This window comes from Variovorax sp. W2I14 (assembly GCF_050435205.1).
GTDB lineage: Bacteria > Pseudomonadota > Gammaproteobacteria > Burkholderiales > Burkholderiaceae_C > Variovorax > Variovorax paradoxus_C.
Genome location: NZ_JBNDJX010000001.1, coordinates 5,962,192 through 5,988,924, shown reverse-complemented (window position 1 = coordinate 5,988,924; position 26,733 = coordinate 5,962,192). Strand labels below are relative to the sequence as shown.

Here is a 26,733-nt window from a genome sequence, read left to right as displayed (position 1 = left end):
CGTGAGGCAGGGTCAGCAGCAGTTTACTCTGCAACAGCTATAGCGTGCGGGGTAGGCCCCACGGTCCATCAACAGGTTCTGGCCAATGACGTAGGCGGCGTAATCGCTGGCCAGGAATGCGCGCGCAATGCCGAATTCTTTCACTCCGGATCACGCGCAGCGGCGACCCGGATGCCCGACGCGTGACCGTTGTTCATAATGGGCCGTCATTCGTACGAATGACGGCCTTCCTTATCAAATCTGCCCGCTGAGACCATCGACTGCAACCTGCCTATCAGGTTGTTGGCCAAGCAACCATCCCCATCAGGTATTTCTGCTTGCAAGAGAGGCGGCTTGTGAAGAAGCGAAATGAAAACGACAAAAAACTTGGAATCGAATCACAAACCGTGACTCGGAGCGATAAGTTATTGATTCTTCGAGAATGGCTGAGCAGCCCGAGCCCCGTTTAAAGCTGGGGCGGAATCTTAAAATCGCCTGCAACCCGCGCCAGCACTCGCTTTCACCAATTCGTCCGATCTGCCCGGGTACACGTTTGGGTACACCAGAACTGGCCACAAGCAACCCCAAGTTTCAGGCATCACACCAGAGACAAACGGGCCACTGAAACAGGATTATCCCACTTGCGAATCGGCGCACCAAGCTACGCACGGAGGTGCCTCAAGCCGGTTAGATGAGTGCCATAACATCGCGCAGGTGCGCTGCAGTTTGAGGCACCCCACGCTTCTCGAGCAGCGCGACAACGCGATCGCGTCGTACTGCGACCGGGCCCAGCGCTCGCGCATTCGCTTCAACGCCGCGAGGGCGGTGAGCTTCTCCAGCATCAACTGGTTGAGGACCAATTCGTCAGGGGCCTGTACCTCGATGCCGAACGGGTTCAGCACGTCCCTGGGAAAGTCCTTTTCGTTCCACGTCACGATCGCATCCGCGTGCCTGGTAACCCGCCCGATCAATGGGTGGTCAAGAGCGCTTCTATCTGGCTCAGCAACCACCTTCGTCAGAAATCTCCGCTTGCAAGGGAGGCAACTTTTTGAAGACGAGAGCAGAAGCAAGCTTCTCTTAAAGGAAACCGGGTGCGCACTGGCTGCGCGACTCAGCCAAGAAGCGCTTCGATCGCGAGGGCCACGAGGACGCCGACGTACAACCACAGCGCGATGTTGCTCAATCGCAAGAGGTTTCTTCGAAACCGCTTGGTGCGACGGATCATGGTGCATCTCCCCAAACGGGCATGTGAACCATCTGCGGCAAAGTACAAATACAACGCGCCGACTCAGGCAGTTTGATCATGGGGCATCGGGTGAACCAGGTCACCTGGTGAGAAGACGGGCACTGCAGGTATTGGCGCGGCGGTGCGTCTGGGTTTGATCCGCACGACCAGATGAAGGTCTTCCATCAGTTGAAGATCACCACAACTGGTGCGTCGCAGCTTCACAGCCAGCAGACCCTGTAGCTCGGCGCGACGCCATTCAGCAGCGTCGTGGATTTCCGTGCGCGTCATGGCTGCGATTCCGATGCTGTGCTCCAGTTCGGCGGCGCGTAAGCAGGCTGTGACGCGCTCGACGCTCTTGAGCGTGCTCTCGATCACCTCCAAGCAACGTGCGGCCAACTTGTCCGGCTCATCCGAAGCGTTTCCGTACACGAACGCTTCGTACGGACGCGCTGCAGGTTTTGTATCAAACGGCACGAGCTAAGCCACCATCTACCCAGGCGAAGATTCGACGGCTCGATCGCCATCTGGCGGTTCAGTGCGAGACCAGATCCAAGCACTGCCTACGGCGCCACACCGCGCTGCGCACGGTTTGGCTGCCGTCGAACACGACTTTGTATTGGCATACGAGGTAATTGGCCGATCGCGGCATTTGGAACTTGAACTGGTAGTCCCACTCAGTGCCAAGCGCCCCGGGTTGTTGCCTCAGCGCCTGCCCCAGCACGGCGAGGACCTGGGCCTGATTGATCCCGGGCTTGATCTCGCGAAAGCGCTCGGGCCGCGACACGATGCCGTCGCGCAGAAAGGGCTCCTTGAAGTCAGGGCGGCGCGCCTCGACGTCGCGATAGTCCAGCTTGTCGGGGTTGCTCACGGCATCTACTGGGTTATCGCGCGCCGCCACATGGGTGGTGGCGCCGAGCAGCGCGGCGGCGAGCGCGAAGGCGGCAACGGTGGGTGATGCGTGCAGGGTCTTTTTCATGGCTAGCGTCCTCTTGGGTCAGATGAGATTCTTGGGAGAGATGCGCGCGCGAATTAGCGCTCGCGCATGGCTTCGCGCGCCTTGTTCAGCGGCTTGGTCAGGTAATCCCACACGGTCTTGCGACCGGTGCGGATGTCGGCGGTGGTCACCATGCCGGGCACGATGGGCATGCGGCGGCCGGCCTTGTCGGTGAGTGCGTCGGAATCGGTGCGCACGAGTACGGGGTAGTACACGATCTCGGGCTTGACCTCGTCGCGCTGCGTGTCAGGTGCGATGGTCACCACACGCCCTTTGAGGCCGCCGTACACGGCGTAGTCATAAGCGGTGACCTTGATCTGCGCCTCTTGGCCGGGCCGCATGAAGGCGATGTCGCGAGGCGAGATGCGCGCCTCGATCAGCAACTGATCGTCCAGCGGCACCAGGGTCAGGAGCGAGCCGTTAGGCGGCACGACACCGCCGATGGTGGTGACCTGCAAGCTCTTGACGATGCCGCGAACGGGCGAGTTCAGGGTGAGCCGCTCTAGCGAGTCTGCACGCCCGCGCACCACGGACGACAAGGACTTGACCTCGGCATCTGCCTTGGCGAGTTCTTCGCGGCTGCGCACCATGTAGTTCGATCGCGCCTCGGAGATCTTCAGCTCCAGGTCGGCGGCCTGGCGTTGCAGGCGGATGAGCTCGACGTTGCTGGCCGCGCCACTCACCTGCAGCGAGCGGGTGATGTCGAGCTCCTTGCGCACGAGCGCAAGCGCCTGGCCAAGTCCTGAAACGGTGTCGCGCATGCTGCCCTGCCGCGAGCGGAAGAGCGCGCTTTCCGAGTCGACCAGCTGCGCGTACGCCTTCAGCTCGGCGGGGAACTGAAGGGTGCTGCGCCCTTCCACCTCGGCGCGCAGGCGCACGCTGCTGGCCAGCGCGGCGCGGTAGCGCGCGGCGGTCTCTTCCACGCTCGATTCGCCGCGCGTGGGATCAAGCTGCGCGAGCACCTCGCCCTTCTCGACGATCTGGCCTTCGTGCACGCGCAGTTCGGCGAGGATGCCGCCTTCGAGCGACTGGATGCGCTGCTCACGCGAGCTGGGAATCACCTTGCCCATGCCGCTGGACACTTCGTCGATCTCGAAGCACCAAGCCCACACGAAGAACGCGAGCAGAAAGAGCGCGATGAACCACACGACGCGCGCGGAGCCGCTGGCGCGCGCCTCGTCGAAGTCGTCGGCGCCGCCGGGACCCCAGACGGTGGCGGCGGATACCTGTGCAGGCACCGGTGCCTTGGTCAATGTCACGGCGTTCATGCCTGTGCCTCCTTGCCACGGCCCGCGAGGGCCGTTGTCTCGCGCGATGCTGCCGCGCCTTGGCGCAGCCGCGCCATCACCTGGTCGCGCGGCCCGTCGAGCACGACGGCGCCGCCGTCCACCACGAGGATGCGGTCCACCGCATCGAGCACGGCCGGGCGGTGCGTGGCCAGCACCAGCGTGCGGCCTGCGGATAGCGCGCGCAGCTGCTCGATCACTTCGCGCTCGGCCACTTCGTCGAGCGAGGCGGTGGGCTCGTCGAGCAGCAGCACGCTGGGGCGGCGGAGCATGAGCCGCGCGAGCAGCAGGCTCTGGCGCTGCCCGCCCGAGAGGCCACGCCCGCCTTCCAGCAGCGGATGGTCCAGCCCCGTGGGCAGACGACGCACGAAGGCCCAGGCGCCGGTGGCTTGCAGGGCGGTGATCAGTTCGGCGTCGGTGGCATGGGGCGTGCCCATCTGCAGGTTCTCGCGCAGGGTGCCGTGGAACAGGCGCGCGTCCTGCGCGAGCAACCCGACGTCGCGACGCACGTCGGCCGGGTCGATGTGGGCCATCGACACGCCGTCGAGCACCACACTGCCTGCGCGCGGTGCGAGGAGACCGGACAGCGCCTGCAGCAGCGTCGACTTGCCCGCACCGTTGCACCCAAGCACGGCGATGCGCTCGCCAGGGCCGATGTGCAGCGCCTTCACGTGCAGCGCGGGGGTCTTGCCGTCGTGGCTGAAGACGGCGTCGCGCAGCGTGTAGTCCCCCTGCACGGCAGGCCGGTGCACACGCGTCTCGTGGGGCGGGTGGTCGACCGGGAGCTTCATGAGCTGGTCGAGCGATTCGCCGGCCACCTTGGCCTGCTGCCAGCGGTTGAGCACCTGCGTCACGCCGGCCAGCGGCGCGAGCATGCGGGTCGACAGGATCGATGCGGCCACGAGCACGCCGGTGCTCATTTGCCCGTCCATCACCAGCGGCGCGCCGAAGAACACGACAAAGGCGAAGGCGCCACCCTGCACGGTCTGCGTCCAGTTGCTCAGGGTGTTGAGCAGCGCGCGCAGTTTCAGGCCCGAGTCGGCGTTGACGGCGTTGTAGTGGTTCCACTGGTTCTGGAAGCGCGGCTCGGCCTGCAGCACCTTGATGTCGTCGATGCCCTGCACGGCTTCGACCAGCATGGCGTTGCGCAGCGACGATTCGCGCATGCCTGCTTGGGCCAGCGCGCGCAGGCGCGGCTGCGCCAGCAGGCTGGGCACGAGCAGCAGCACGCAAGCGGCCAGCGGCACGAGCACGAGCCAGCCCGCAATGAACCAGAAGAGCACGCAGAACACGAAGAAGAACGGCAGGTCGGCCACGGCCGCCACGGTCGTCGACGTGAGCATTTCGCGCACGGGCTCCAGCTCGCGCAGCTGCGAGATGAAGGTGCCGGTGGCACGCGGGCGCGCCGAGCCGCGCACGCGCAGCGCATGGCCGAACACGCGGTCTGAAATGCGCAGGTCGGCGCGCTTGCCCACCACGTCGGTGATGCGCATGCGCGCGCCGCGCATGACCCAGCTGAATGCAATGGACAGCAGCACGCCGCCGAACAGCACATGTAGCGTGGGCAGCGACTGCGCGGGCACCACGCGGTCGTACACCTGCATCGAGAACAGCGTGCCGGCCAGCGCCATCAGGTTGTAGGCGAGTGACGCGACGAGGATGTGGGCGTAGGGCCGCCAGTCGGCCAGCACGATCTGGCGCAGCCAGTGCGGCTCGACGGGGCGGATGTAGGCGTCGACCCGCGAGTCGGGCGCCGATTGCGCGGGCCGCAGCACGGCCATGGCTTCGAGTGCGGGTTGCAGCTCGTCGATCGTGCAGACGGTTTCTGCGCCCTGGTCGCCGCCGAGCATCACGCGCAGGCCCTGCGCCGAGATGGCGGTGACCACGGCCACCTGCCCGTCGCGCAGTTGCAGCACCACGGGCAGGCGCCAGGGGCTCAGGGTGTCCAGGCGCGGTGCGACCTGGCGCACGGTGAGCCCGGCCTGGCGGGCCATCTGGCGCACGCGCTCACCGATGTCTTCGTGGTCGCTCCATGCGGCAGCGCCGCGGATGCGCTCGCGCGAGGTGTCAAGGTGGTAGTGGGCGGCCACAGCGAGCACGGCATCGACCCAGCCGGCGAGCAGCTCGGGGCCGCGCGCGGCAGAAAGCTCGGGCATGGTGGCGGCGGTCATGGCCGGCCTCCGGCTACGAGGTCGCCCGCATCGACCAGCCCGAAGGCCTCACGCAGGCGGCCCGACTGATACAGGCACTCGACTGCGAGCCGCTGCACTTCGTGCGCGCTCTCGGCCTGCTCGAAGCGCGCGCCGTGGAACTCCTGCTCGGCATTGAGCAGGTCGAGCAGCGAGCGCGTGCCCAACTGCAGATATTGCTCGCGGTACAGGTCGCGCGTGCGCTGCGTGCTCTGCACGCGCGCGGCGAGCACGGGCAGGCGCTGCGCGTGGCCTTGCGATTGCACACGCGCGTCTTCGAGCCGCTGCCGCACGCTCAGCTGCGCATAGCCCAGCGCGGCCTCGGCCGCTTCGACGGCGTGCGCGGCGGCGCGCTGGCGGGACTGGCTGCGCCCGCCTTCGTACAGCGGCGCGGAGAAGTTGACGGTGAGCGTGCTTTCGGTGCCGGGCTGGCCGGCGAGCCGCGCGCCGGATTCGAGCCCCCGGTTGACGCCGGCGTTGAGCGACAGCGTGGGCAGCAACTGGGCATCGGCACCGCGCAGCGCGGCCTGTGCCATATCACGCTCGGCCTGGGCCTTCTGCACGGTCGGTGCGGGCAAGGCCGTCTGCGGCTGCGCGGCGCAGGCGCTCGCGAGCGGCGCCAGCGCTTCGCCGGCGATGTCGACCGGCATGCGGCCCTGGGTCAAATGCATGAGGGTAAGGCGCCAGCGCTCGGCCTGGGACGCGGTGTTGAGTTGCTGGGCACGCGCAGCCTCCAGGCGCGATTGCGCCTGTGCCACGTCGGATTGGCTCGTCGCGCCTTTGGCCTGACGCTCACCCACCAGGCCGGCCAGCGACTGCACGCCCTTCACCTGGGCCCGCGCGATCTCGCCGAGCATCTGCTGGCGATGGACTTCGATCCATGCCTGCGCTGTGTCGCGCACCACATCGTCGATCGCCACGAGCAGCTTGGCGCGCGCGGCCGCGGCCGAGGCCTCGGCCTCGTTCACGGCGCTCGACACCTTGCCAAAGTCGTACAGCATCTGGGTCACAGACAGCGAGGCCTGGTGCACCTGGCGGCGACCATCGGTCTGCAACTGCCGGTTGCCCGTGCGCGCGCTGAGGCCGGCGCTGACCTGCGGGTAGTAGTCCGAGCGCGCGGCAGCAATGCCCTCGCCCGCCTGCAGCGCTTGCCCGACCGCGTTGCGCACGGTCGGGTGCGAGGTCGCGGCCAGGCGCACCGCCTCGGTCATGCCCAGCGGGGTGACGGCACTGGCTTGCGCAAACGCCCCCGTTCCGGCGAGCAGGAAGAAAAGGCCCGCGGCGGCGGGCGGAAGACGACGGGAAGCAGACATGCGTAGGAACGTGCGAACAGCGTGTGGACCACAAGGTGTTGGCGCCGCATTCGGCGCCAACACCCGGTAGGTCAGTGGTGAAACGCGAGGCCCATGTGAAGCTCGTCGTCGAGCGAAGGGGCCACGGGCGGTGCGTAGGCCGTGAGCGAGTCGGCCGATGACGCCAGCGCCGGCACCGTGGGCGATGCCTGCGTGCTCGCAAAAGCCGGCGGGAACGCGGCCTGCAGCAGCGCCTGCAGCGACTCAGCCGCGGTGTAGGCGTGCAGCATGTCGGACAGCTGCGCGCCGCCCCACGGGCTGTCGCCGAAGGGGAAATGCGGCGCATCGTGCTGCTGCTCGAGCGACACCGTCACTTCGTCGACCCCGGCCAGCCCCAGCGAGTCCGCCGAGGTGTACATCGCTGCCATCCCGGTTGCACCGGCAGCGGGCGTGTAGTTGACGTGCAGCGTCTGCGTGGCCGCATTGCTCGCATCGCCGTCGCGGTCGACCACCTGGTAGCTGAGCGTCTCGTCGTAGTTGTGCGAAGCGGCGGTCCTCGGTGCCACCTGATAGCTGAACTCGCCCGAGTCGAAGTCCACGACCAGCTTGCCGCCCTGCGCCGTGGCAATGGTGACCTGGTGCGTCGCCGCGTTGTAGCTGAAGTCGCTGCCGGTGGCGGGGCCGGTCTTCGTCATCACGCCGGTGCTGCTGTCGAAGGCATAGGTAGTGCCGTCGATGCTCAGCGTGGACACATGACCACCGTCGGCACCGAAGCCCGACGAGCCGCCGAGCCCGCCGGTCAGCAGGTTGCTGACCGTGGGTGGCACGCTGATCGTTCCTTGCAGCACATTGTTCAGCTGGCTCGTGTCGGTGATGATCTGGCCGTTCGTGTTCGTGCCGGTGTTGCCGTTGTAAGCGATGGGGTCGATGAAGCCCTGCGCTGCAGGCAAGAGGTCGGACCCCAAGCCCAGTGCGAACGAGTTGATGTGGTTGTTCGTGAGAAAGTTCTTCCAGATCGTTTCTTCCGCCGCCTGGATGCCGAAGTCGGCCGAGCTGCTGCTGCTGTTGTTCGTCAGCTGGCCGGTGTTACCGTCTCCCCGCGTCGGTTCGCCGTCCGTGAGGAAGTAGGACACGTTCTGGGCCCCTGCCAGCTTGCCAGTGGCCGAGAAGCCGTTCATCGCCGCAGCCAGGGCCGCGTCGTAGTTGGTGTTGCCCGAAGCCTGCAGGTTCTGCACCAGCGCCTTGGCCTCTGCCGCCGTCATCCAGGCCTGCTGCGCCTGCCCGGTCGTGCTGAAGGTGACGAGCTGCACCCGCACGTCGCCGTACAGGTCGTAGCCGTCGATCAGGTTCTGCACAGCCGCCTTCGCACGGGAAAGCCGCGTCGGCGTCTCCTCGCCCATGCTCCCGGAGAGGTCCAGGACCACCATCAAGTTGGTATTGATCGGCGCCACGTCGACGGCCTGTTCGCCGCTCACGAGCACTGGTGCGTCGTCCTTGACGGGCACATCGAAGCCCACTGGCGCAGCAGCGGCCTGGCCGTCGGTCACATGCGCCTCGAAATGCAGGTTCGACACACCCTCGCCGTTGCCCGGCGGGTGGTCGATCGGCGCCTTCAGCGTGACGGTGTAGCCCGCCTCGAAAAGGCCCGTGCCCGTGGCAGTGACATTGCCCACGGCCACGGTCATCACCTCGGTGGCGACGCCGCCGACGGTGACGCTGCCCGTGAGCGTGTGCGTGCCTGCGTCCCAGGTCCATGACACTGGCTGGCCGCCGGAGGTGACGCCGGTCGGGCCGCTGAGCGACACCGACAGGTCGCCGGCCGCGCTGTCGGTATCCGCGATGGAAATCTTGCCGGTCGATTGCAGCGGCGGCTCTCCCGCAGCCGGAATGCCCGCGGGCAGGCTGCCTTCTGAGACAGCCTCGGGCGCAGTCACCGTGGCCGACGGCGCGTCGTTCACCGGGTTGACGGTCACGTTCACCGTGCTGGTGGTCGTGCCGCCGTGGCCGTCGCTCACCGTGACGGTGAAGCTGTCGGTCCCGTTGAAGTTCGGGCCGGGAACATAGGTGTAGGTGCCATCGGCGTTGACCGTCACGGTGCCGTGCGACGGGTCGGTGCCCTTGGTGTAGGTGAGCGCGTCGCCATCGACGTCGGTCCCGATCACGCTGCCGCTGACCGGCGTGTCTTCGTCCGTGATCTTGTTGTCGTCGGGCGCCGTCGGTGCTTCGTTGAGGTTCTGCTCGTTGAGCGTGACGGGGATGTTCGTCGTGAGCGTGCCGTCGTTCGCGCCGACCACCAGCGAGTGGGCATTCGCCCCTGCCTCGTAGTCGTTCACGAACGCCGCGGCGCCCGCAGCGGTGAGGCTGATCGCGCCCGTGACCGGGTCGATGGCGAAGTAGCCGTTGTCGTTGCCCGAGAGGATGCTGTAGGTGACCGTCGCGCTATCGGCGTCGGTGGCGTGGACGGTGCCGAGCACGGTGCCTGCAGGCCGGTTCTCGTCGTAGCCGAAGACGTAGCCGTCTGTTGTGTTCACCGGCGTGCCGCCGCCGTCGACGAACACGGGCGCGTCGTTGACGGGGTTGATGGTCACGGTCACGGTGCTGGTCGTCGTACCACCGTGGCCATCGCTGACCGTCACCGTGAAGCTGTCTGTGCCGTTGAAGTTGGCGCCGGGCGTGTACGTGTAGGTGCCGTCGGCGTTGACCGTCACGGTGCCGTGGGCTGGGTCGCTGCCCTTGGTGTAGGTCAGCGTGTCGCCATCCGCATCGCTGCCGATGATCTGGCCGCTCACGGGCGTGTCTTCGTTTGTGGTCTTGGTGTCGTTCGGCGCGGTCGGTGCGTCGTTGATGTTCTGCTCGTTGAGCGTGACGGGGATGTTCGTCGTGACCGTGCCATCGTTCGCACCGACCACCAGCGCGTGGGCGTTGGCCCCTGCCTCGTAGTCGTTCACGAACGCCGCAGCGCCCGCTGGCGTGAGGCTGATCTCGCCCGTGACCGGGTCGATGGCGAAGTAGCCGTTGTCGTTGCCCGAGAGGATGGTGTAGGTGACGGTCGCGCTGTCGGCGTCGGTGGCGTGGACGGTGCCGAGCACGGCGCCTGCGGGCCGGTTCTCGTCGTAGCCGAACACGTAGCCGTCCGTCGTGTTCACCGGGGTGCCACCGCCGTCGACGAACACGGGCGCGTCGTTGACGGGGTTGATGGTCACGGTCACGGTGCTGGTCGTCGTACCACCGTGGCCATCGCTGACCGTCACCGTGAAGCTGTCTGTGCCGTTGAAGTTGGCGCCGGGCGTGTACGTGTAGGTGCCGTCGGCATTGACCGTCACGGTGCCGTGCGCCGGGTCGCTGCCCTTGGTGTAGGTCAGTGTGTCGCCGTCGACGTCGCTTCCGATGATCTGGCCGCTCACGGGCGTGTCTTCGTCCGTGGTCTTGGTGTCGTTGGGCGCCGTCGGTGCGTCGTTGAGGTTCTGCTCGTTGAGCGTGACGGGGATGTTCGTCGTGACCGTGCCGTCGTTCGCGCCGACCACCAGCGAGTGGGCATTCGCCCCTGCCTCGTAGTCGTTCACGAACGCCGCGGCGCCCGCAGCCGTGAGGCTGATCGCGCCCGTGATCGGGTCGATGGCGAAGTAGCCGTTGTCGTTGCCCGAGAGGATGCTGTAGGTGACCGTCGCGCTATCGGCGTCGGTGGCGTGGACGGTGCCGAGCACGGTGCCTGCAGGCCGGTTCTCGTCGTAGCCGAAGGCGTAGCCGTCTGTCGTGTCCACCGGCGTGCCGCCGCCGTCGACGAACACGGGCGCGTCGTTGACGGGGTTGATGGTCACAGTCACGGTGCTGGTGGTCGTACCACCGTGGCCATCGCTGACCGTCACCGTGAAGCTGTCTGTGCCATTGAAGTTGGCGCCGGGCGTGTACGTGTAGGTGCCGTCGGCATTGACCGTCACGGTGCCGTGCGCCGGGTCGCTGCCCTTCACATAGGTCAGCGTGTCGCCGTCGACGTCGCTGCCGACGACCTGGCCGCTCACGGGCGTGTCTTCGTTCGTGGTCTTGTTGTAGTTCGGAACCGTCGGCGCATCGTTCACCGGGTCGATCGTCACGTTCACCGTGCTCGTCGTCGTGCCACCGTGGCCGTCGCTCACCGTGACGGTGAAGCTGTCTGTGCCGTGGAAGTTCGCACCGGGCGTGTACGTGTAGGTGCCGTCGGCATTGACGGTCACCGTGCCGTGCGCCGGGTCGCTGCCCTTCACGTAGGTCAGCGTGTCGCCGTCCACATCGCTGCCGACGACTTGGCCGCTCACGGGCGTGTCTTCGTTCGTGGTCTTGGTGTAATTCGGAACCGTCGGCGCATCGTTGACCGGGTCGATCGTCACGTTCACCGTGCTCGTCGTCGTGCCACCGTGGCCGTCGCTCACCGTGACGGTGAAGCTGTCGGCCCCGTTGAAGTCGGGGTTTGGCGTGTAGGTGTACGTGCCATCCGGGTTGACCGTCACCGTGCCATGAGACGGATCGCTGCCCTTCGTGTAGGTCAGCTTATCGCCGCTGTCAATGTCGCTGCCGGTCACACGGCCGCTCAGGGGCGTGTCTTCGTTCGTGGTCTCGGTGTAGTCGGGCGCCGTGGGCGCGTCGTTGACAGGCGAGACGGTCACGGGCACCTTCACGGTGGTGGTGCCGCCCTTGCCGTCGCTGACGGTCACTTCGAAGCTGTCGGGACCTTCGTAGCCGGGCTGGGGCGTGTAGAGGAACTGGCCGGTGGACGGATCGACGGTGACGGTGCCGTGCTCGGGGCCCTTGGCGACGGTGTAGCTCAGCGTGTCGCGGTCCGGGTCGGTGGCCTGCACTTGCCCGGAAACGGGCTTGTCCTGCGCGGTGACGACGGGCTCGGCCTTGCCTTCGGGGCCGCGGTTCTGCGGCGGGAGCAGCGGCGGAATGAAGCCTGGGCCACCGCCGCCGCCGCCGCCACCACCACCGCTCGCGGCGGCACCGACGCCCAGCACGCCGAGCGCACCCAGCAGCCAGCCCGGTACACCGTCGGGCAGTAGCGCGGCACCGGCGTCGTTCCACTCGATTTCGGTGAAGTGGAAGTCTTTCCAGGGCGCGGTGTACTGGCCCCACCACTGCACGCCCGCGCCGTCTTCGAGCACAAGGTCGTTGCGGCCGCCGTCAGCGTATTCGGCGAAGAAGCCGCGCACGGCGACTTCCTGGCCGTCGCGCAACACGAGCACGAGGTCGCCGCCGCGACGCTCGAACTTGAGCACGCTCTCGGGTGCGATCTTCAGCGAGACGATCGATGGGTGATCCAGAACCAGAGGGGTGTCTGCCGCCGCTTTGCGGGATGCGCCACCAGACTTGTAAACAGCTTCCATGATTTGTCCTTGCTTCTTGACTCCAGACCCCGGGGGCCTTCGTGCTAGACGAACAACCTGGGTCGCACATTGGGAAATCTCGAGTGCCGCGGCTCTCGAGGACTCGCCAGCACGACCCAACCGGGGTCATGCGGCTTGCACGAGGCGGGATTCTTGGTGCGGGGGGGGGGCCGGGCTTTTGCCGAAGAGGTCGCCGCTTTTGCCGTGACGGACAAGTTTTTACAAATGTGTGCAAACGTCAAATACTTCACACGATTTGTGAGATAAACCCGCGAATTCGTCGGTGAGCTAAACCGGGAGCAGGCGGGCAGTGGCGTTTTTTGCGCATCGGGCTTTTGCCAGAGCGTCCAATTGTTTTGAAGAAGCGGCCAGCCGGCTATTTCCCGCATTTCCGGAGACCCGGATTCGCCGCTTTCAAAGCGCCATTCCCCTCCTACGGAGTGTGCGAGGCGAGGATTTGTGGCGGCATACAGTTCAATGACCATCAATTCCGCCGGGCGTTACTTCCGGACATTGATGAACTCATGAACTTTGTGAGAATGATTTCCAGTTAATTTCTTGGTTTCATCGCCTTCACCCAAAGAGCGCGGCCCCAACTGCGCCGTGCCCGTTCTTCCATGTCATATTGGTCACCTCCGGAGCCCGGGAGAGTTCATCTTCTGGTGGTCGACGAAGGCGTCGACGAAATCAAACCCTTGCTGGAAACGCTACGAGGCGCCGGCTACCGCATCACCGTCGCTTTGGACGCGATGGAGGGCTATCGGCGCGCGACGACGCTGCAGATGGACCTGGTGCTGCTCGACGTGGGTCCGGGCAGCACCGACGGGTTCGCCGCCTGTCGCCTGCTCAAGGCTGACCCGGCCACGGCGGACATTCCGGTGGTCTTCCTGACCTCGTCGGCCAGCTTGGAACAGCGCCTGACGGGCCTGCGCGCTGGCGCGGTTGACTACATCGCGAAGCCCGTCGAACCGGCCGAGGTGATGGCCCGGATCGAGATTCATCTGGCATTGGCCGAATCCCGCAGGTCGCGCCTTGCCCCTGCCACAAAATCTGCGCCCCCACCTGACCTTCAAGCGACGAACGGAGACGTCACATCAGGCCCGGGCACGGACCGCATGCTCATGCAGGCGGCGGAGCGAGTGATCCTCGCCGACCTGAGCTGTGTATTGCCGCTGCGAGAACTGGCTGCGCGCGTGGGCACGCACGAGAAGCGCCTGTCGCGCGTGTTCAAGGAACTCGCGAACCGCACGGTCTTCGAGTTCGTACGCGAGGCGCGGCTGCACGAGGCGCACCGCCTGTTGCTCGAATCGGCCATGCGCATTGAGGAGATCGCCGCGGCGGTGGGGTTTTCGAGCGCCGCGAATTTTGCTACGGCATTCCGCGAGTACTTCAATTGCACGCCATCCGCCTGTCGCCAGGCGGGCGTGGGGCGGCGCGCCCCCGGCGCGTGACGCACCGTTGCGCACTCCCCCGACAGGCAGGCGGCTTGCTGCCGGGCGTGACGCTGTGCCTGGGGCTGCGCTGCCAGCGCAGCGGAAGCGGTCGACCCCGCGGCCGCCTATCGGCCAGCGAGGCGCCCGCCTTGCCGACCGGTGGTGCGAACGGATTCGCGCCCGCCACGCCGGGCCGGCTCGTGCGGGGATTCTCGACAGCGGCGGTCTGGCTGCGCCTGTTGTGGGTCAACGGCCCACCGCAGGTGCGCACCGCGCGGCCCGGGCTCAACGCGACGTGGCTGCCGCATGCTGACTTTGGACGCACACGCAGGCCGGCCCGTCCGACCCGATGGATGTTGCGCACCGCGGCGATCGCGTCCCGCAGCTGCAGATGGATCGGCAGCCGGCGGAGTCTGTACAGGTGCTGTTGCGTGCTGTGAGCACGGGCCAGATCAGGCCGACGATGGAATTTCACGCTGAAGGGCCGCGGCGTCACATCGAGCGCAACATGCGCTGCCGGGCGGAACACCGCTTTTCACGCGTCGCACGTGCAGTCGCGACTCAGTTGCCGATACGCCGCAGGCGTGCTGCCGAAGCGTTCCTTGAACGCCGTCGTGAAGTTCGCGGCACCCGAGAACCCGATGGCATGTGCCACCTCCTCGATGCTGAGCCGCGACTGGGCGAGCAGATGCTGCGCGCGCGACAACCGCTCCTCGCGCGCGAACTCGAGCACGGTGCGCCCTGTGTGGGCACGGAACGCCCGGGTCAGCCGCTTCTCGTGCGTGCCCACGCGTGCGGCGAGCGCCGGCAGCGGTGGAATGTTCGCAAGGTCGCTCTCGATGAGCCGCTGCGCAGCCCTGGCGATCACGCGGTCCAGGTCGTGCGGTGGTTCGGCTTCGGGCTCCGACGGTCTGCGCGGCGCCTCGGCGACACCGTCGGGCGGATGCGCGCCACGGCGTGCGAGCGCGAGATGGACCGAGATGCGGACCAGCACCTCTTCGGGTTCGAAGGGCTTGAGGATGTAGTCGACGCCGCCTTCTCGCAGGCAGGTCAGCCGCTCCTCGAGCGTCGCACCCGCGGTGAGAAAAATCACGGGGATGTGCGCGGTGGTGTGGTCCGCCTTGAGCAGCCGGCAGGTCTCGAAGCCGCTGGAGGCTTCCAGGTGCATGTCAAGCAGGATCAAGTCCGGCTGCAGCACACCGGCGCGGCGGTAGCCTCCGAGCGCGTCGAAGTCCAGGCTGATGCGATGGCCAGCGCGACGCAGCGCGGCAAGCAGCACCTGGAGCTCGTCGACGCTGTCGTCGATGACCATGATGTGCGCACGCTCGGAAGATTGGAACCAATAGGACATGAAGATGCGGCGCGTTGCGCGTACCGCATGGTGCAAGCCCTGCTCGTTTGTTTCATGCGCCTTTCCTGACCTTTTCTGACGGTTCCTGACCATGCGCCTGGCCCCGGTGCGCCCCGGCAGCGCGCCGCGTCAGTTCGCGAGCACGTACCCTGTGCCGCGCACCGAATGCAGCGGCAGGCGCATGCCGAGCTTCGCGGCCTTGCGGCGCAGCCGGCTGGCGATCGCATCGATGCGGTGCTCGTCGAAATCGAACACGTTGCCACCGAGCGCGCGGATCAGGTCGTCGCGGCTCGCCGCTGTGCCGCGCTGCCCGAAAAGGCAGCCGAGGAAGGCGCGCTCGCTCGTGGTGAGAGCCATCTGCCGGCCTTCGGGGTCGCCCAGGATCCAGTCGCCCTCGAGCAGGCGCCAGGCGGCAGGTGCCGGCGGCGAGGTCGCTGCGTCCCCCTGCGGAGCGACCGCGAGTCGCCGACCGACGGCGTTCAGCGTCTCGGCCAATTCCAGCATGTTCACCGGCTTGACCAGGTAGGCGTCTGCACCTTCGCGCAGCCCCAGCAGCCGGTCCTTGAGCTCGCCCCGTGCGGTCACCAGTACCAGCCCGAGCCGTTGCTGCACTGTGCGCAGATGTGAAACAACCGCGAGGCCGCTCTCGCCTGGCAAGCCGATGTCCACCACCGCGATGTCGCAGGGCCGGACCGCGAACGCCTTGTAGAACGACGGGGCGTCGCCGAAGCCCTGCACCTCGAAGCCGAGCTCTCCGAGTGCGAAGACGGTTTCCGCACGGATGTCTTCGTCGTCCTCGATCACATGGACGAGAAGACCGGTACGCTGGCTCGAGGATGGCATGGCGCGGAAAGTATAAAGTCGCGTCCCAATGCGCCTCGACGTCGAAACCACCCGGGCGGGTCCGGGCCGCTTGCTTGTTCTTCTGTTCCTGCTGCTGTGGTGCTTTGCAATGCCCGCCACGGCGCTGGTACTGTCGGCTTCCGATGGCCTCGGCCGCGGCATCGAACTCTCCGGGGACCTCGAGATCCAGCGCGACCCCTCGGGCGGGTGGCGCATTGCCGACGTCACGCGCGGCGCGCAGCAGAGCGGCTTCGCGCCGCTCGAAGGGCCGGTGGAGGAAGGCTTCAGCCGCGACGCGGTGTGGCTGCGCTTCTCGCTCGCGCGCACGGTCGACGCGCCCGCACGATGGCTGCTGCGCGTGCGACCGCCGCGCATCCACGAAGTCACCTTGTATGCGCCGGACGGGCGCGGCGGATTTGCCGAGACGCCGCTCGGCGACGCCCGCCCGTTCGCGGCGCGCGAGATCGTCGACCACAACTTCGTGTTCCCGCTCGACATTTCGACCGAGCCGGCTGTCTATTTCCTGAGGGTGCGCAACGACGGGCCGTCCCTGCGGGCCGAACTGGACCTGTGGCAGCCTGTCGGCTTCGAGCACGACCGCACGGCCGACTACACCATCATGGGCATGCTGCTTGGCGCCGTCCTGCTCGCCGTGTGCATGAACCTGATCTTTGGGGCTTGGCTGCGGGACGGGCTCTACGCCCATTACGCGCTGTACGTGCTCTGCATCGCGGCTCTGTCGATCAACCGCCAGGGATTCGCAGCGCAGTGGTTCCTCGACGCTCGCCCCGAACGCGTTGCTCAAACGCTGCTTGCCGTCAATTGCTTCTTCAACATGGTCGGTACCGCGTTCATGTCGCGCATCTTCCAGTTTCGGCGCCATTGGCCGCCCGCAGCACATTTCTTCAACGCGGTCGTGGTGTTCAACTTCGTTGTGCTCGTGCTGGTCCTGGCCCGCCATCACGCCGCCGTGGCGATCTGGGCTAGCGCGGGCAGCACCGCGTCCACGGTGTTCGGCGCGGTCTTCGTCTGCTACCTGCTCTTCGTGCGGCGCCAATTCCAATACCTGCTTCCGGCCTCGGCCTTCGCGGTGGGAACGGTGCTGGGACTCTACGGGCTGTTGAAGCTCTGGTTCGGCGACGGGATGCCCGGCGTGCCGCCTGACCGCATCTATTGGCTCGGCACCATGTGCCACCTCGTCCTGCTGAATGTGGCCGTGGCCGACCGGACGCGTCGCGCCGAGCGCGATTACCGCGCCGAGCGCGAGCGCGTGCGCGCAGTGCGGCTGGAAGCTGAACAAGCGCTCGAAGGCACGGTCGTGCGACGCACCGCCGAACTGCAGCAGACCAATGCCGCGTTGCACGAGGAGATCGCGGCCCGAGCCCGTCTGGAGGCCCGGCTGCGTGAGTCGCTCGAGGTCGAGCGCCAGGCGATCTTGCAGCAGCGCGAGTTCGTCTCGATGGTGTCGCACGAGTTCCGCACGCCCTTGACAGTGATCGACGGCGCGGCGCAATCGCTCGACATCTCCAGGCTCGGCGGGGAGCCGGTGGTGAAGCAGCGCACCGAGCGGATACGGCGCGCCGTGCAGCGCCTGACCATGCTGATCGAGAACATCCTGCTGGCCGACCGCCTCCAGCCCGAGAACCGGACGCTTCGCCTCGAAGTCCTTGACATGGCGGCGCTTGCGCGTGGCCTGTGCGAGAGCTTCCACTTTCCCGGCGCTTCGCGCTTGTCCATCGACGTGCATGAACCCCTGCCCAAGGTGCGTGGCGATCGCGCGCTGCTCGAGATCGCGCTGCAGAACCTGATGCAGAACGCATTGAAGTACTCGCCACCGGAGCGACCGGTGCACGCGGTGCTGCGGCAGGCAGGCGACATCGTGCAGGTCGACGTGATCGACCGCGGACCGGGCGTCGCAATGGCCGACGAGGCCCGCATCTTCGAGAAATATTTCCGTGCCGAAACCGCGAGCGCGGTGGCCGGCACCGGACTGGGGCTCCACCTGTCGCGCGAGATCGCGAGACGCCACGGCGGCGACGTGACACTGCACGAAACAGGCCCCAGCGGGTCGACATTCCGGCTCGCGCTTCCGGCTGCGCCGCCCGAACAAGTCACCTGACCCATGGCACGCATGCGGGAACGGGCACACGGCCTACGCACCGGCTGCGGCCTTGAGAAGGGCAAGGAGCTTCAGACAGGCGTACTCACATCAAGCCTTCCTCCATCTGTCCGTGTAGTAGGTTCGTACACGTACTGTTGGGGGGCAGAGATCGTCGGAATCCAACAGGTCAGTAGTCCAGCCGGACTGTCAGCCCCAGGGTGCGCGGCGTCCCGACCGATGCCACGTAGGCACCGTTCGCGGTGGCGGCCACGGTCGGGAAATACTTCTTGTCGAGGGCGTTGCGCAACCAAAGCGAAATGCTCCAGATTTCATCGCCCCGCGCGATCTTCCAGCCGGTGGCGAGGTTCAGCAGGCCATAGGCTGGGATGCGCGAGTGGACCGACCCGTCGAGCGTGCCGTCCTGTGCGGACCTCCACGCGTACGCCGCTGAAACGAAGTGCTGGATGGTGGCGCTCACGGACCTGCGGTATTCGGCGCCCACGTTGAATGTCCAGCGCGGCGTCCCGGCAACCTGCCGTCCGGTCAGGCTGCAGCGCCCCTGCGGCACGAACGCGCGTTCTGACGGACAAGCCGCGTCCTCGTAGCGTCGATACCGTGCATCGTTGAAGGCGGCGTTGGCCCACATGCTCAGCCCGCGCGCCGGTCGCGCAGTGGCATCCAGCTCCAGTCCCCGGCTGCGAAGATCGCCCGCGTTCGTGAGGATCTCGACGTAGTTGCCCGCGCCTGCGCCGGCGGGCACGAACATCGACGTCTGGTAGCCGCGCACGCCTGCCAAGAAGGCGTTCAGATTCAGTGTCAGGCGATCATTCCACAGGCTGCTCTTGACGCCGACGTCCAGGCTGTCGACACGTTCGGGCCCGATGATCAGCGACGAGGCGCCAAGTGGGCCGGGAGCGGCACCCGGCCCCGCCAGATTGATTCCGCCCGACCGCTCGCCGTGCGAAAAGCTGGCGTAGCCGATCGCGTCTTCGTTCAGCCGGTAGCTCGCACTCAGCAGCGCCGATGGGCTGGTCTTCCGGATGGCCAGCGAGCCTGTGTCGTAGGCACCAAGCACGATCGGACGATTGCGCAGGACCGCGGTGGCAGCGGCACCACCGGTCGAGTCGCCGCGATGGGTGCGCCCGTCCTTGCGCTCCTGCGTGATGCGCAGGCCGGCCGTGAGGTCGAGCCTGGACGTGGCGTGCCACGTGGCCTGGGAAAAGAGCGCGAGGCTCTCCGTGTCGAGCGCGCCGAAGCTCACGGTGCTCGCGTTGGCGAGCACCGGCAAGGACGTTCCCTGCAGAACGATGTCCGCCCGCGGACCGAACACAGTGAATATCTCGTTGCGCATGCGCTGGCGCATGTAGAACGCGCCCACCACATAGTCGACCGCACCGCCGGTGGGCCCCGCGTAACGCAGCTCCTGCGAGAACTGTTGCTGGCGCACGCGAGAGCCGCCGTCGATCAACACCGGGATATTGAGGTTGTCGTTGGTCGTCGGCACGAACCTCCATGAGCGGCCGGCGGTGATGGACGTGATGCTGGCGCCGGACCCGAGCTTCCAGCTCGCTTCGGCCGACACGCCACCCTGGGCGAGATCGACACGCTCCACGCCGTCGGTATTGACCGCATAGCGCCGCGGGTCGGTGACGATGCCAGTGGCGCCGCCGGCCAGCGCGCGGGCCAGCGCCGCTCCGCTTCCCAGCGAGTAGATGACGCGGGTCCCGTAGGTGGAGCGCTCGCGGTGCGCATCGGCGATCAGGCGCAGGCTGAAGGCGTCGCCGCGGCTCAGCAGCCATTGGCCGCGAATGCCGGATCGATTGCCGCCGTTGACGCGGCCGCCATCGTGGATGTTCTCGATGTTGCCGCGTTCATGGGTGCCGTACACCAGCAGCCGGCCAGCCGTCTCTTCAGACAAGGCGCCCGAGAAGATGGCTTGCCCCTGCGCAAGGCCGCGCTGCCCGATCGAGAGTTGCAGGCTGCGCTCGGTCTCGCGCGTCGGCGCACGCGTGTGCAACGCCAGCACGCCGGCGGTCGTGTTCTTGCCGAAAAGCGTGCCTTGCGGCCCGCGCAGCAGGTCCACCCGCTCGATGTCGAGCAGGTCGAATGTCGCCATGCCCGCGCGGCCCAGGTAGACGTTGTCGAGGTAGATGCCCGTGCTGCCCTCGAGGCCGTCGTTCGATGGATTCCTGCCGATGCCGCGCACCGCGACGGCCGATTGCCGCGGGTCGCCGAAGGTGATGCTGGTACTCGGCAACCATTGCTGCAGGTCTTCGAGCCGCCAGCTTTGCTGCGTCTCGAGGGCCTCCCCATCGATCGAGGTCAGCGGGATCGGAACTTGCTGGGCGGCTTCCGAACGGCCCCTGGCATTCACGGTGATGGCGGGGAGCGTTTCGCCAGCGCCCAAAGGCGCCCGCTGTGCATGGGCCGCCGCGGCGAGTCCGAAGGCGAAAGCGCTGACGCCCAGGGAACGGGCGAGGAGATCACATGGGCAGAAGGACATGCGCGTACTCTAGTGGACGCTCGCGCGTGGACGCGAGGTCTTGCCGGGGTTCAGCCGTGCGCGACCCACGGAGGGATGCCCTGGTCCGAACTCTATCGTCGGGCGTGGTGGCGTGGTGGCGTGGTGGCGTGGTGGCGTGGTGGCGTGCTACGGTATCGCGAGCCTCTTTGTTGCGGGCGAGGGAACCGCCACCGCCGCCACCTGGAATCTTTCCAAAGTCCTGAACGCATGCACGCAGACCGTACGGAAAAACTCCTCAACGCCCGAAAGGCGTACACGGACGGTCTGCTTTATTTGGCTTTTGATCTCTATGAGGTGCTGGCAGACGAGGGGCACGTTGAAAGCCAAGTCTTCATTGCCTGGATGCTCACCCGGGGAATCGGTTGTCAGAAGGACGAAAGCCGAGCCGCTATCTACTACGAGCGAGCGGCAGCGCACGGGCATCCCCTGGGCTGCTTTTATTTTGGTCGCTGGTTGACGAGAGCGGGTGAGCACGCGAAGGCATACCGCTTCTATGCGCGGGGCGCGGAGCTACGGCATTTGCCATCGATGTTTCGTGTCGGCTACTCCTTGGCCCACGGGAGAGGTGTTTCGCCCGATCTTGATCGGTCCTACGCCGTCTTGAAGGATGCTGCAAAGCACGGCCACGCTTTCGCTTTGCGAGAACTAGGCCTTCAAGATCTGCGCGGCAGGCGAGGTGCCATTTGGCAGCCCATAGGGCTCGTGGAGATTTTTGCCGCGGTCTGTTGGGGCTTCATGATCTCCATCGTCAATGACGATTCAGATCTCTTGCTGTCCTAAGTATCTCGAAAACGCGATCTTCGTATCACTGCATCACCAGCCCGAAGTTCACGATCCGCGGCGCGCTTCTGCCAGTGTTGTATCCAGCCTTCCATCGTAGTACTCGTGGTTGCCAAGCAGGTAGACCACCGGTTTGCCGCGAAAGCGATCCACCGCCCACTGGACCGCGCGCTTGACCGGCGAATGAATGTCGCCGGCGAGGATGACGACATCGAATTCGAGATCAGGTACCGGCTCGAAGGGAGCGAACTCGAGGTGAAGGTCGGAGAGGACCAGCACTTTGTAAGCGATTGGTCCTCCCACATTCGACGGCCATGAGTAGCGGCAACGCTGCCCGACAGTGAGATCAGATCGCGTCCTTGGGAATGTCTTGTGCATTCGCCAGACAAGTCGGGAATGTGCCGCTTGTGTGGGCAGTCGTGGTGCGGCACGCATTAGCCGGCGTCCACCAACTCCCAGTGATTCGCCAAGTGCATGAGGTGAGCGCGCGTGTATTCGGACTTGCTCAACGCGCCGTAGGCGAAGTGCGGTGCGAGCGCAGAGCTGTGTCGCTCGAAACGATTCAATACTTCCATGAGGTGCACCACGGCAGCATTCAGCGGCTGGCCAGAAGCAATCAGGGGTGCGCCAGGTATAGGCTCTTCCAACCCATGGCTCATCTTCCCGCGCGCCGAGAACACTGCAAATGCCATGGCGCCCAACGAGGCACGAAACCAGGCAGGTTTCATTTGTGGAAAACCATCCAGGGAATATTCGATGCTTTGCGCAGAGTGGTGCAATACATGGGCGAGATCCCAGCCTGACCGGGTATGCAGCGGCGCTTCGCTCAAGCGCTCGAACGTGCGCATGGTGTGAGAAAGGTCGGAAAAGTCATTCCTGGCGATCGGCTGGTTGGAATGAGTGACGACGTATCCGACGCCTGCGACGCAGGTGCCCGCCAGCAGCACGCCACCAGTCAGCAGAACGCGTCGGGAACGCGAGACGGGGCGGACATCCTTGTGATCGTTTTTCATGTAGTGCCGGATGGTACGCATCGGGTCACGTCGAAACTGTCAAATTTTCGACAGTCTTTGATTTCGGTTTTCCACCTCACGATTTGCAGAGTCCGGGTGCGGCACGGCATTCGCGGCGATCGGGCTGCACATCGAGCGCGATGAAGTCGGGCATCGGAAGGGTTGGGGCGTCAGTCGCCTTCGGACACGCAGCCTTGCGGTCGTCGGCACGCCACCGGTGCACCACGTTCGCATTCAGGTTGTACAGCTTCGCGATCGCCGCAGCAGAAGCATCCGGCTGCCGGCACGCCTCAAGGACCTCAGCCTTGAACCGCGCGCTGTGCTTGCGACGGGTCGCCCGTTTAACCACACCATCTATTGCGTCCACATCATTCATCGCGGACACGATGCCTGCCGACTCTCAAGCAATCAAGATGACTTCGCCGCGTGCTTACCTCTTTCTTCCAGGCTTGGCCGATTCGCCAGACAGCGTCTGGCGAATCTCCCTGATTGCTGGCACAAGAACTTGTTTCGGGAACGCGAGCATCCGATGCACCCCCGTCGGCGGGCACCGGCGCTGTCGAGCCTTCTCGATCATGGCGGCTTGAGGAGTTGGCGCCGCTTTTCACGCGCGTCAAGCAGTTCGAGCGCCTTTCCCATCGTTATCCGCGTCACGCTGGTCTATTTCACCTGCTCGGCGAGGTCGAAGTCGTCTCGGCTTCTGGGCGATCGTCCTGGTCATCGTCATGGCGGGGGTCGTCGGCGGCGGCAGTGCGCTCGACTACGCCGAGTCTCGCAACTACACCGAGCTGCTCTTCGTCTTCGTGGTGATGGAGATCGCGGCTTCGCGCCCCGTGCTGCGAACCGTGATGTCGCTGGTCAATGCCGTTGCTCGCATCGTTCCCGTTCGCAGGCCGCTCGCAACGGCGTGGCTGGGCTTGGCCGCTGTGCCACTGCTCGGCTCGCTGATCACCGAGCCTGCTGCAATGACGATTGCAGCTTTGATGCTCGCAGCGCAGATCTTTCGGCCCGACGTGCCGGAGCGCGTGTCTTGGTGGACACCATCCTTGCTGCGGAGGTGGCCGCGTTCAAGATGGGATGGCCGGACGTACATGGACGCCCCCTATGCCAAGCTCTCCATCTGCAACGACTCGAAGGTAAAGATTGCACCCGTACATCCGGACTTTGAGGCAGCCTTTTGAGCCGCTGTCCCTGATGGGATTTGCTGGTTGACGCCTCGATCGCTTACACGCACTCTGGGTGCCTCGTCCGGCGCGGGCTTTGCCAACCACGGTCTGACCTGTCTTGCCATCACTTCATGATCGCCTGAGCAATCGGTGGTTTGTTCCCTGACGTTGTTGTTGCTGGTTACTCTGACTCAAGCCACTGCTGTGCTGTGCACGTAGCCGGCGTCGAACTGCCGGTCATGCGCAAGCAGCGCCCACGCGATTCGCGCGTTCTTGTTCGCGAGCGCCACTGCGGCCACGTTCTTGTTTCGTCGGTTGACGACTGAGCTGATCCAACTGCATGCGTCGGCCCGCTGGCTCACGCGGTAGATCACCGAGCGCGCGCCGTGGATCAACAATGTACGCAGGTAGGTGTCGCCACGTTTGCTCATGCCAAGCAGGTTTGACTTTCCACCCGAGGAATGCTGCCGTGGAACCAAGCCGAGCCAGGCAGCGACCTGCCGACCGCCGTCGAAGTTCTTCGCATCACCGATCGATGCGACCAGCGCGCTGGCGGTGATCGGTCCAATGCCAGGGATCATGGCCAGCTTGCGGCTGAGGTCGCTGCTGCGATGCCATGCATGAATCTTGTCTTCGAGCTCCTCGACCTGGCGATCCAGCTCCTTGAGGTGATCAAGCAGCCGCTGGATGAGCAGTCGGAACGCACCCGGCAGTTCGTTGGCACCGTCTTCGATCAGCTCGGGGACACGCTTGGCGATGTGGCCGATGCCCTGCGGCACGATGAGGCCGAACTCGCCCAGTAGCCCGCGGATCTGGTTCGCCTGCGCTGTGCGCGCCCGTACGAATCCCTGCCGGACCCGGTGCAGCGCCAGGACTGCTTGTTGCTCGACGTTCTTCACCGGGACGAAGCGCATGTTCGGCCGCCCGACCGCTTCGCAGATGGCTTCTGCGTCGGCCGCATCGTTCTTGTTGGTCTTCACGTAGGGCTTGACGAACTGCGGAGCCATCAGCCGCACCGTGTGGCCCATGCTCTGCAGCTTGCGCCCCCAGTGGTGCGCGCTGCCGCAAGCCTCCATGCCGATCAGGCAAGGCGACAGGTTGACGAAGAACGCAGCCATCTGGTCGCGCCGCAACTGCTTCTTCAACACCGCCTTGCCATGCTCGTCGATGCCGTGGATCTGGAACACGTTCTTGGCAAGGTCGATGCCAACAGTCGTAATCTTCATGGTGGTCGCCCCTTTCGGTTCAAGTGGTTGGTGACACTTCCACTGTGGCACGCGAATGCCGGTACGGGTGGGGGCGTCCATCCCATTGTTTACGGTGGTCTGGAGCGCGCAGCGGTTCATTGCTTCAGTCTGCCAGAACCAACTGTTGAAAGGGTGTAGTCGCCGCGGCACGCCGCAGGGCTTAACGGCCTGAGAAGAGTTAGCGACCGGCTGCTTCGGGCCCTTTGCGCCGACCTTGCGTGGGGCTACAGTCGGCCAGGATCGGACATTCGTCACGGCCTCCCAGTTTTGTCCCTTGTAGGATGCCCTTTTGGCTGGTTGCAATCTGGCAGCGCGCCATGCCCACCGAAAGTTCCAGAGTTCTCATGACCATGCGCCCCCTTCGCTTCTTGAGTCCCGTCACCGCTGAAGGCTGCTTCATCCGACAAGCCGGTGGCATGCACCGGTTTGGCCGTGTAGTTTTGAGGATAGAGCCGTCTGAGGAGCCGGGCATGACTTACGCCTGGGAGGTCTCTGAAGCGCAGATTCCATCCATGTACCGCCAGGCCACTCTGGAAGGCATCGAGCGATGGTTCAGCCACGGCAGCGCGCTTCATGGGTATGAGCTTCAGCAGACGATGGTCCGAGTGGTCGATGGCGCACACCATAAGACAGATTCCAACGAGCTCAGCTACACCTTTGCCGCCGCAGAAGCGTTCGCGCTGGCGGTGAACGCCGCTGAGCTGATCGACCGACCACTTGTCTTCAACAAAGCAGAATAGAGGTCGCATAGCGGCCAACACCGGCCCTTCGAAGCCGAGGCAGAATCCGCTCAGAAGGAGACATTCGATGGCAGAAGGTGAATCCTCGGTGACTTTGCGCAGATCGCGGCGCTACTGTGCTGCAGTGCTTGGGCTTCTGGTCGGGATCACTCTTGTGACACCCCTCCAGGCCGCAGAAGACACGGCAAACCAGATCGCAGCACCGAGCACTTCCGTGTATCGGAACGTCGACGGTCGTGACCTCCGAGCATTCAAGTTTTCGCCTTCCGATCTCAGCGGCACTACTCGGCCGGGCATCCTGATGGTGCAAGGCGGCGCTTGGTCGCGCGGCAGCCCGGAGCAACTTTTCAGAGCAGCGCAGTTCTTCTCTGAGAAAGGATTTATATCTGTGGTGCTCGAGTACAGATTGGCGGATGCAACGAACTCGCCGGTCGAGTCCTTCTCGGATGTGTGCCACGCGCTAGCGTTTATGAGAAAGGATGCCGAGAGACTAGGCCTTACGTCATCGCGGATCGCACTCTGGGGCATCTCGTCGAGCGGCCAGCTCGCGGCAGCTGCGGCAACGACTGGCTGCGGCGCTGCCCAGGGCAGTGCGGGTAACGGTGGCCCCGACGTGCTGCTGTTGGTCTCGCCTGTAGTGGACGCCGTCTCAGATGGATTGTTTCGTGATCTGATGAAGGGTCACGCGAAGCCTTCGTCTTTATCGCCAGCCCACACGTTGACGCGGAGCATAGTTCCCACACTCATCATCCAGGGAGATGCCGACCGGACCACTCCCATCGAGCGGAGTAAGGCATTCTGCGCGCGAGCGCAAGAGCTAGGAAGCCGGTGCGAACTCGTAGCTCTCGAAGGAAAGGGACACGTACTTGACAGGGAAGCCCGAGATGGACTGCTGGACCGTCAGGCTACATTCCTTCGCGAGCTGTGGCAGGGACCGTAGCCTTTTGTTCGTAGGCGCGCTTTCGGCCGATTCTGTTGAAAAACTCAAGTGGCGCTCTCTTGGGCATATTTGCAGGGGTGGCCAAACCATTCCCTGGGCCGCGATCGTCGATCCTGGGTCGATCTGAGACGTCAATTTTCGCCACGGTGCAGCGGTGAACGCTGCGACCGAGTTTTTCAACAGAATCGGCCAACACCAGTCGTTCGCAATGAGTGTCCAACTCACCGCCAAGCGGACGTTCGAGGTCGGTTCAAGTCCATTGCTACTCAG

Annotated in this window: 19 protein-coding genes and 1 pseudogene; 6 read left to right on the top strand and 14 right to left on the bottom strand. The window is 65.4% G+C overall.

Annotation, left to right across the window (positions count from 1 at the left end; genetic code table 11):
- Positions 1–611 precede the first annotated feature (611 nt).
- The 7 genes from QF040_RS28020 to QF040_RS27990 all read right to left on the bottom strand — a co-directional run bounded on the left by QF040_RS28020 (position 612) and on the right by QF040_RS27990 (position 12,325).
- Positions 612–914 carry a hypothetical protein gene (locus QF040_RS28020; RefSeq protein ID WP_429613692.1) on the bottom strand — a complete coding sequence of 101 codons (303 nt, stop codon included), beginning with the start codon at positions 912–914 and terminating at the stop codon, positions 612–614.
- Positions 915–1,267: 353 nt separating this feature from the next.
- Positions 1,268–1,681: a hypothetical protein gene (locus QF040_RS28015; RefSeq protein WP_429613691.1), complete on the bottom strand. Its 414-nt coding sequence runs from the start codon at positions 1,679–1,681 to the stop codon at positions 1,268–1,270.
- 58 nt (positions 1,682–1,739) lie between these two features.
- Positions 1,740–2,183: an outer membrane protein assembly factor BamE domain-containing protein gene (gene bamE, locus QF040_RS28010; RefSeq protein WP_307646212.1), complete on the bottom strand. Its 444-nt coding sequence runs from the start codon at positions 2,181–2,183 to the stop codon at positions 1,740–1,742.
- 53 nt (positions 2,184–2,236) lie between these two features.
- Entirely contained in the window at positions 2,237–3,469 is a 1,233-nt protein-coding gene (locus tag QF040_RS28005) for an HlyD family efflux transporter periplasmic adaptor subunit (protein ID WP_429613690.1), read from the bottom strand.
- Entirely contained in the window at positions 3,466–5,658 is a 2,193-nt protein-coding gene (locus QF040_RS28000) for a type I secretion system permease/ATPase (protein ID WP_429613689.1), read from the bottom strand. Before QF040_RS28000 ends, QF040_RS28005 begins: the two co-directional genes overlap by 4 nt.
- Positions 5,655–6,989, bottom strand: coding sequence for a TolC family outer membrane protein (locus QF040_RS27995; protein WP_429613688.1), 1,335 nt, complete (start codon positions 6,987–6,989; stop codon positions 5,655–5,657). The genes QF040_RS28000 and QF040_RS27995 overlap by 4 nt, the downstream gene beginning before the upstream one ends.
- 71 nt (positions 6,990–7,060) lie before the next feature.
- Positions 7,061–12,325, bottom strand: coding sequence for a tandem-95 repeat protein (locus QF040_RS27990; protein ID WP_429613687.1), 5,265 nt, complete (start codon positions 12,323–12,325; stop codon positions 7,061–7,063).
- Between the two features lie 617 nt (positions 12,326–12,942).
- On the opposite strand from QF040_RS27990, the gene QF040_RS27985 reads away from it, so the two are divergent.
- Positions 12,943–13,776, top strand: a complete 834-nt coding sequence (locus QF040_RS27985; protein WP_429613686.1) for a response regulator transcription factor — start codon at positions 12,943–12,945, stop codon at positions 13,774–13,776.
- Between the two features lie 517 nt (positions 13,777–14,293).
- Here the strand turns inward: QF040_RS27985 and QF040_RS27980 are convergent.
- Positions 14,294–15,109, bottom strand: coding sequence for a helix-turn-helix domain-containing protein (locus QF040_RS27980; RefSeq protein WP_429613685.1), 816 nt, complete (start codon positions 15,107–15,109; stop codon positions 14,294–14,296).
- Positions 15,110–15,238: 129 nt separating this feature from the next.
- Positions 15,239–15,952 (bottom strand): response regulator transcription factor, encoded by a 714-nt coding sequence (locus tag QF040_RS27975; protein ID WP_429613684.1) that lies wholly within the window; start codon positions 15,950–15,952, stop codon positions 15,239–15,241.
- Positions 15,953–15,980: 28 nt separating this feature from the next.
- Between QF040_RS27975 and QF040_RS27970 the strand changes: the two genes are divergently transcribed.
- Positions 15,981–18,071, top strand: coding sequence for a 7TM-DISM domain-containing protein (locus QF040_RS27970; RefSeq protein ID WP_429613683.1), 2,091 nt, complete (start codon positions 15,981–15,983; stop codon positions 18,069–18,071).
- A 169-nt stretch (positions 18,072–18,240) separates the two neighbouring features.
- Here QF040_RS27970 and QF040_RS27965 read toward each other — a convergent pair whose 3' ends face one another.
- Positions 18,241–20,427 (bottom strand): TonB-dependent receptor, encoded by a 2,187-nt coding sequence (locus QF040_RS27965; RefSeq protein WP_429613682.1) that lies wholly within the window; start codon positions 20,425–20,427, stop codon positions 18,241–18,243.
- Between the two features lie 357 nt (positions 20,428–20,784).
- Here QF040_RS27965 and QF040_RS27960 point away from each other — a divergent pair, with 357 nt between their 5' ends.
- On the top strand, positions 20,785–21,357 hold the full coding sequence (locus QF040_RS27960) for a tetratricopeptide repeat protein (RefSeq protein WP_429613681.1): 573 nt from the start codon (positions 20,785–20,787) through the stop codon (positions 21,355–21,357).
- A 48-nt stretch (positions 21,358–21,405) separates the two neighbouring features.
- Here the strand turns inward: QF040_RS27960 and QF040_RS27955 are convergent, their stop codons facing one another.
- From QF040_RS27955 to QF040_RS27945, 3 genes are all read right to left on the bottom strand, one after another.
- Entirely contained in the window at positions 21,406–21,636 is a 231-nt protein-coding gene (locus tag QF040_RS27955) for a metallophosphoesterase (RefSeq protein ID WP_429613680.1), read from the bottom strand.
- 155 nt (positions 21,637–21,791) lie between these two features.
- A complete protein-coding gene (locus QF040_RS27950) occupies positions 21,792–22,391 on the bottom strand; it encodes a DUF1569 domain-containing protein (RefSeq protein WP_429613679.1) in 600 nt (199 codons plus the stop codon).
- A 55-nt stretch (positions 22,392–22,446) separates the two neighbouring features.
- On the bottom strand, positions 22,447–22,746 hold the full coding sequence (locus QF040_RS27945) for a transposase (RefSeq protein ID WP_429613678.1): 300 nt from the start codon (positions 22,744–22,746) through the stop codon (positions 22,447–22,449).
- 215 nt (positions 22,747–22,961) lie between these two features.
- Between QF040_RS27945 and QF040_RS27940 the strand changes: the two are divergent.
- A pseudogene (locus QF040_RS27940) lies at positions 22,962–23,404 on the top strand (putative Na+/H+ antiporter); the annotation flags it as partial.
- Positions 23,405–23,727: 323 nt separating this feature from the next.
- On the opposite strand, the gene QF040_RS27935 reads toward QF040_RS27940, so the two are convergent.
- Positions 23,728–24,762: an IS110 family transposase gene (locus tag QF040_RS27935; protein ID WP_429614628.1), complete on the bottom strand. Its 1,035-nt coding sequence runs from the start codon at positions 24,760–24,762 to the stop codon at positions 23,728–23,730.
- Positions 24,763–25,127: 365 nt separating this feature from the next.
- Between QF040_RS27935 and QF040_RS27930 the strand changes: the two genes are divergently transcribed.
- Together QF040_RS27930 and QF040_RS27925 are read left to right on the top strand one after the other, a co-directional pair.
- Positions 25,128–25,523, top strand: a complete 396-nt coding sequence (locus QF040_RS27930) for a hypothetical protein (protein ID WP_429613677.1) — start codon at positions 25,128–25,130, stop codon at positions 25,521–25,523.
- Positions 25,524–25,590: 67 nt separating this feature from the next.
- Positions 25,591–26,463, top strand: a complete 873-nt coding sequence (locus QF040_RS27925; protein ID WP_429613676.1) for an alpha/beta hydrolase — start codon at positions 25,591–25,593, stop codon at positions 26,461–26,463.
- The last annotated feature ends 270 nt before the right edge of the window (positions 26,464–26,733 follow it).

Excerpts from the sequence above, each read along its gene's own strand:
- QF040_RS27930 (WP_429613677.1), top strand. The coding sequence starts at position 25,128 with ATGACCATGCGCCCCCTTCGCTTCTTGAGTCCCGTCACCGCTGAAGGC.
- QF040_RS27975 (WP_429613684.1), bottom strand. The coding sequence starts at position 15,952 with ATGCCATCCTCGAGCCAGCGTACCGGTCTTCTCGTCCATGTGATCGAG.
- QF040_RS27960 (WP_429613681.1), top strand. The coding sequence starts at position 20,785 with ATGCACGCAGACCGTACGGAAAAACTCCTCAACGCCCGAAAGGCGTAC.
- bamE (WP_307646212.1), bottom strand. The coding sequence starts at position 2,183 with ATGAAAAAGACCCTGCACGCATCACCCACCGTTGCCGCCTTCGCGCTC.
- QF040_RS27970 (WP_429613683.1), top strand. The coding sequence starts at position 15,981 with ATGCGCCTCGACGTCGAAACCACCCGGGCGGGTCCGGGCCGCTTGCTT.
- QF040_RS27990 (WP_429613687.1), bottom strand. The coding sequence starts at position 12,325 with ATGGAAGCTGTTTACAAGTCTGGTGGCGCATCCCGCAAAGCGGCGGCA.
- QF040_RS27935 (WP_429614628.1), bottom strand. The coding sequence starts at position 24,762 with ATGAAGATTACGACTGTTGGCATCGACCTTGCCAAGAACGTGTTCCAG.
- QF040_RS27950 (WP_429613679.1), bottom strand. The coding sequence starts at position 22,391 with ATGCGTACCATCCGGCACTACATGAAAAACGATCACAAGGATGTCCGC.
- QF040_RS27925 (WP_429613676.1), top strand. The coding sequence starts at position 25,591 with ATGGCAGAAGGTGAATCCTCGGTGACTTTGCGCAGATCGCGGCGCTAC.
- QF040_RS27985 (WP_429613686.1), top strand. The coding sequence starts at position 12,943 with ATGTCATATTGGTCACCTCCGGAGCCCGGGAGAGTTCATCTTCTGGTG.
- QF040_RS28000 (WP_429613689.1), bottom strand. The coding sequence starts at position 5,658 with ATGACCGCCGCCACCATGCCCGAGCTTTCTGCCGCGCGCGGCCCCGAG.
- QF040_RS27945 (WP_429613678.1), bottom strand. The coding sequence starts at position 22,746 with ATGAATGATGTGGACGCAATAGATGGTGTGGTTAAACGGGCGACCCGT.
- QF040_RS27995 (WP_429613688.1), bottom strand. The coding sequence starts at position 6,989 with ATGTCTGCTTCCCGTCGTCTTCCGCCCGCCGCCGCGGGCCTTTTCTTC.
- QF040_RS28005 (WP_429613690.1), bottom strand. The coding sequence starts at position 3,469 with ATGAACGCCGTGACATTGACCAAGGCACCGGTGCCTGCACAGGTATCC.
- QF040_RS27980 (WP_429613685.1), bottom strand. The coding sequence starts at position 15,109 with ATGTCCTATTGGTTCCAATCTTCCGAGCGTGCGCACATCATGGTCATC.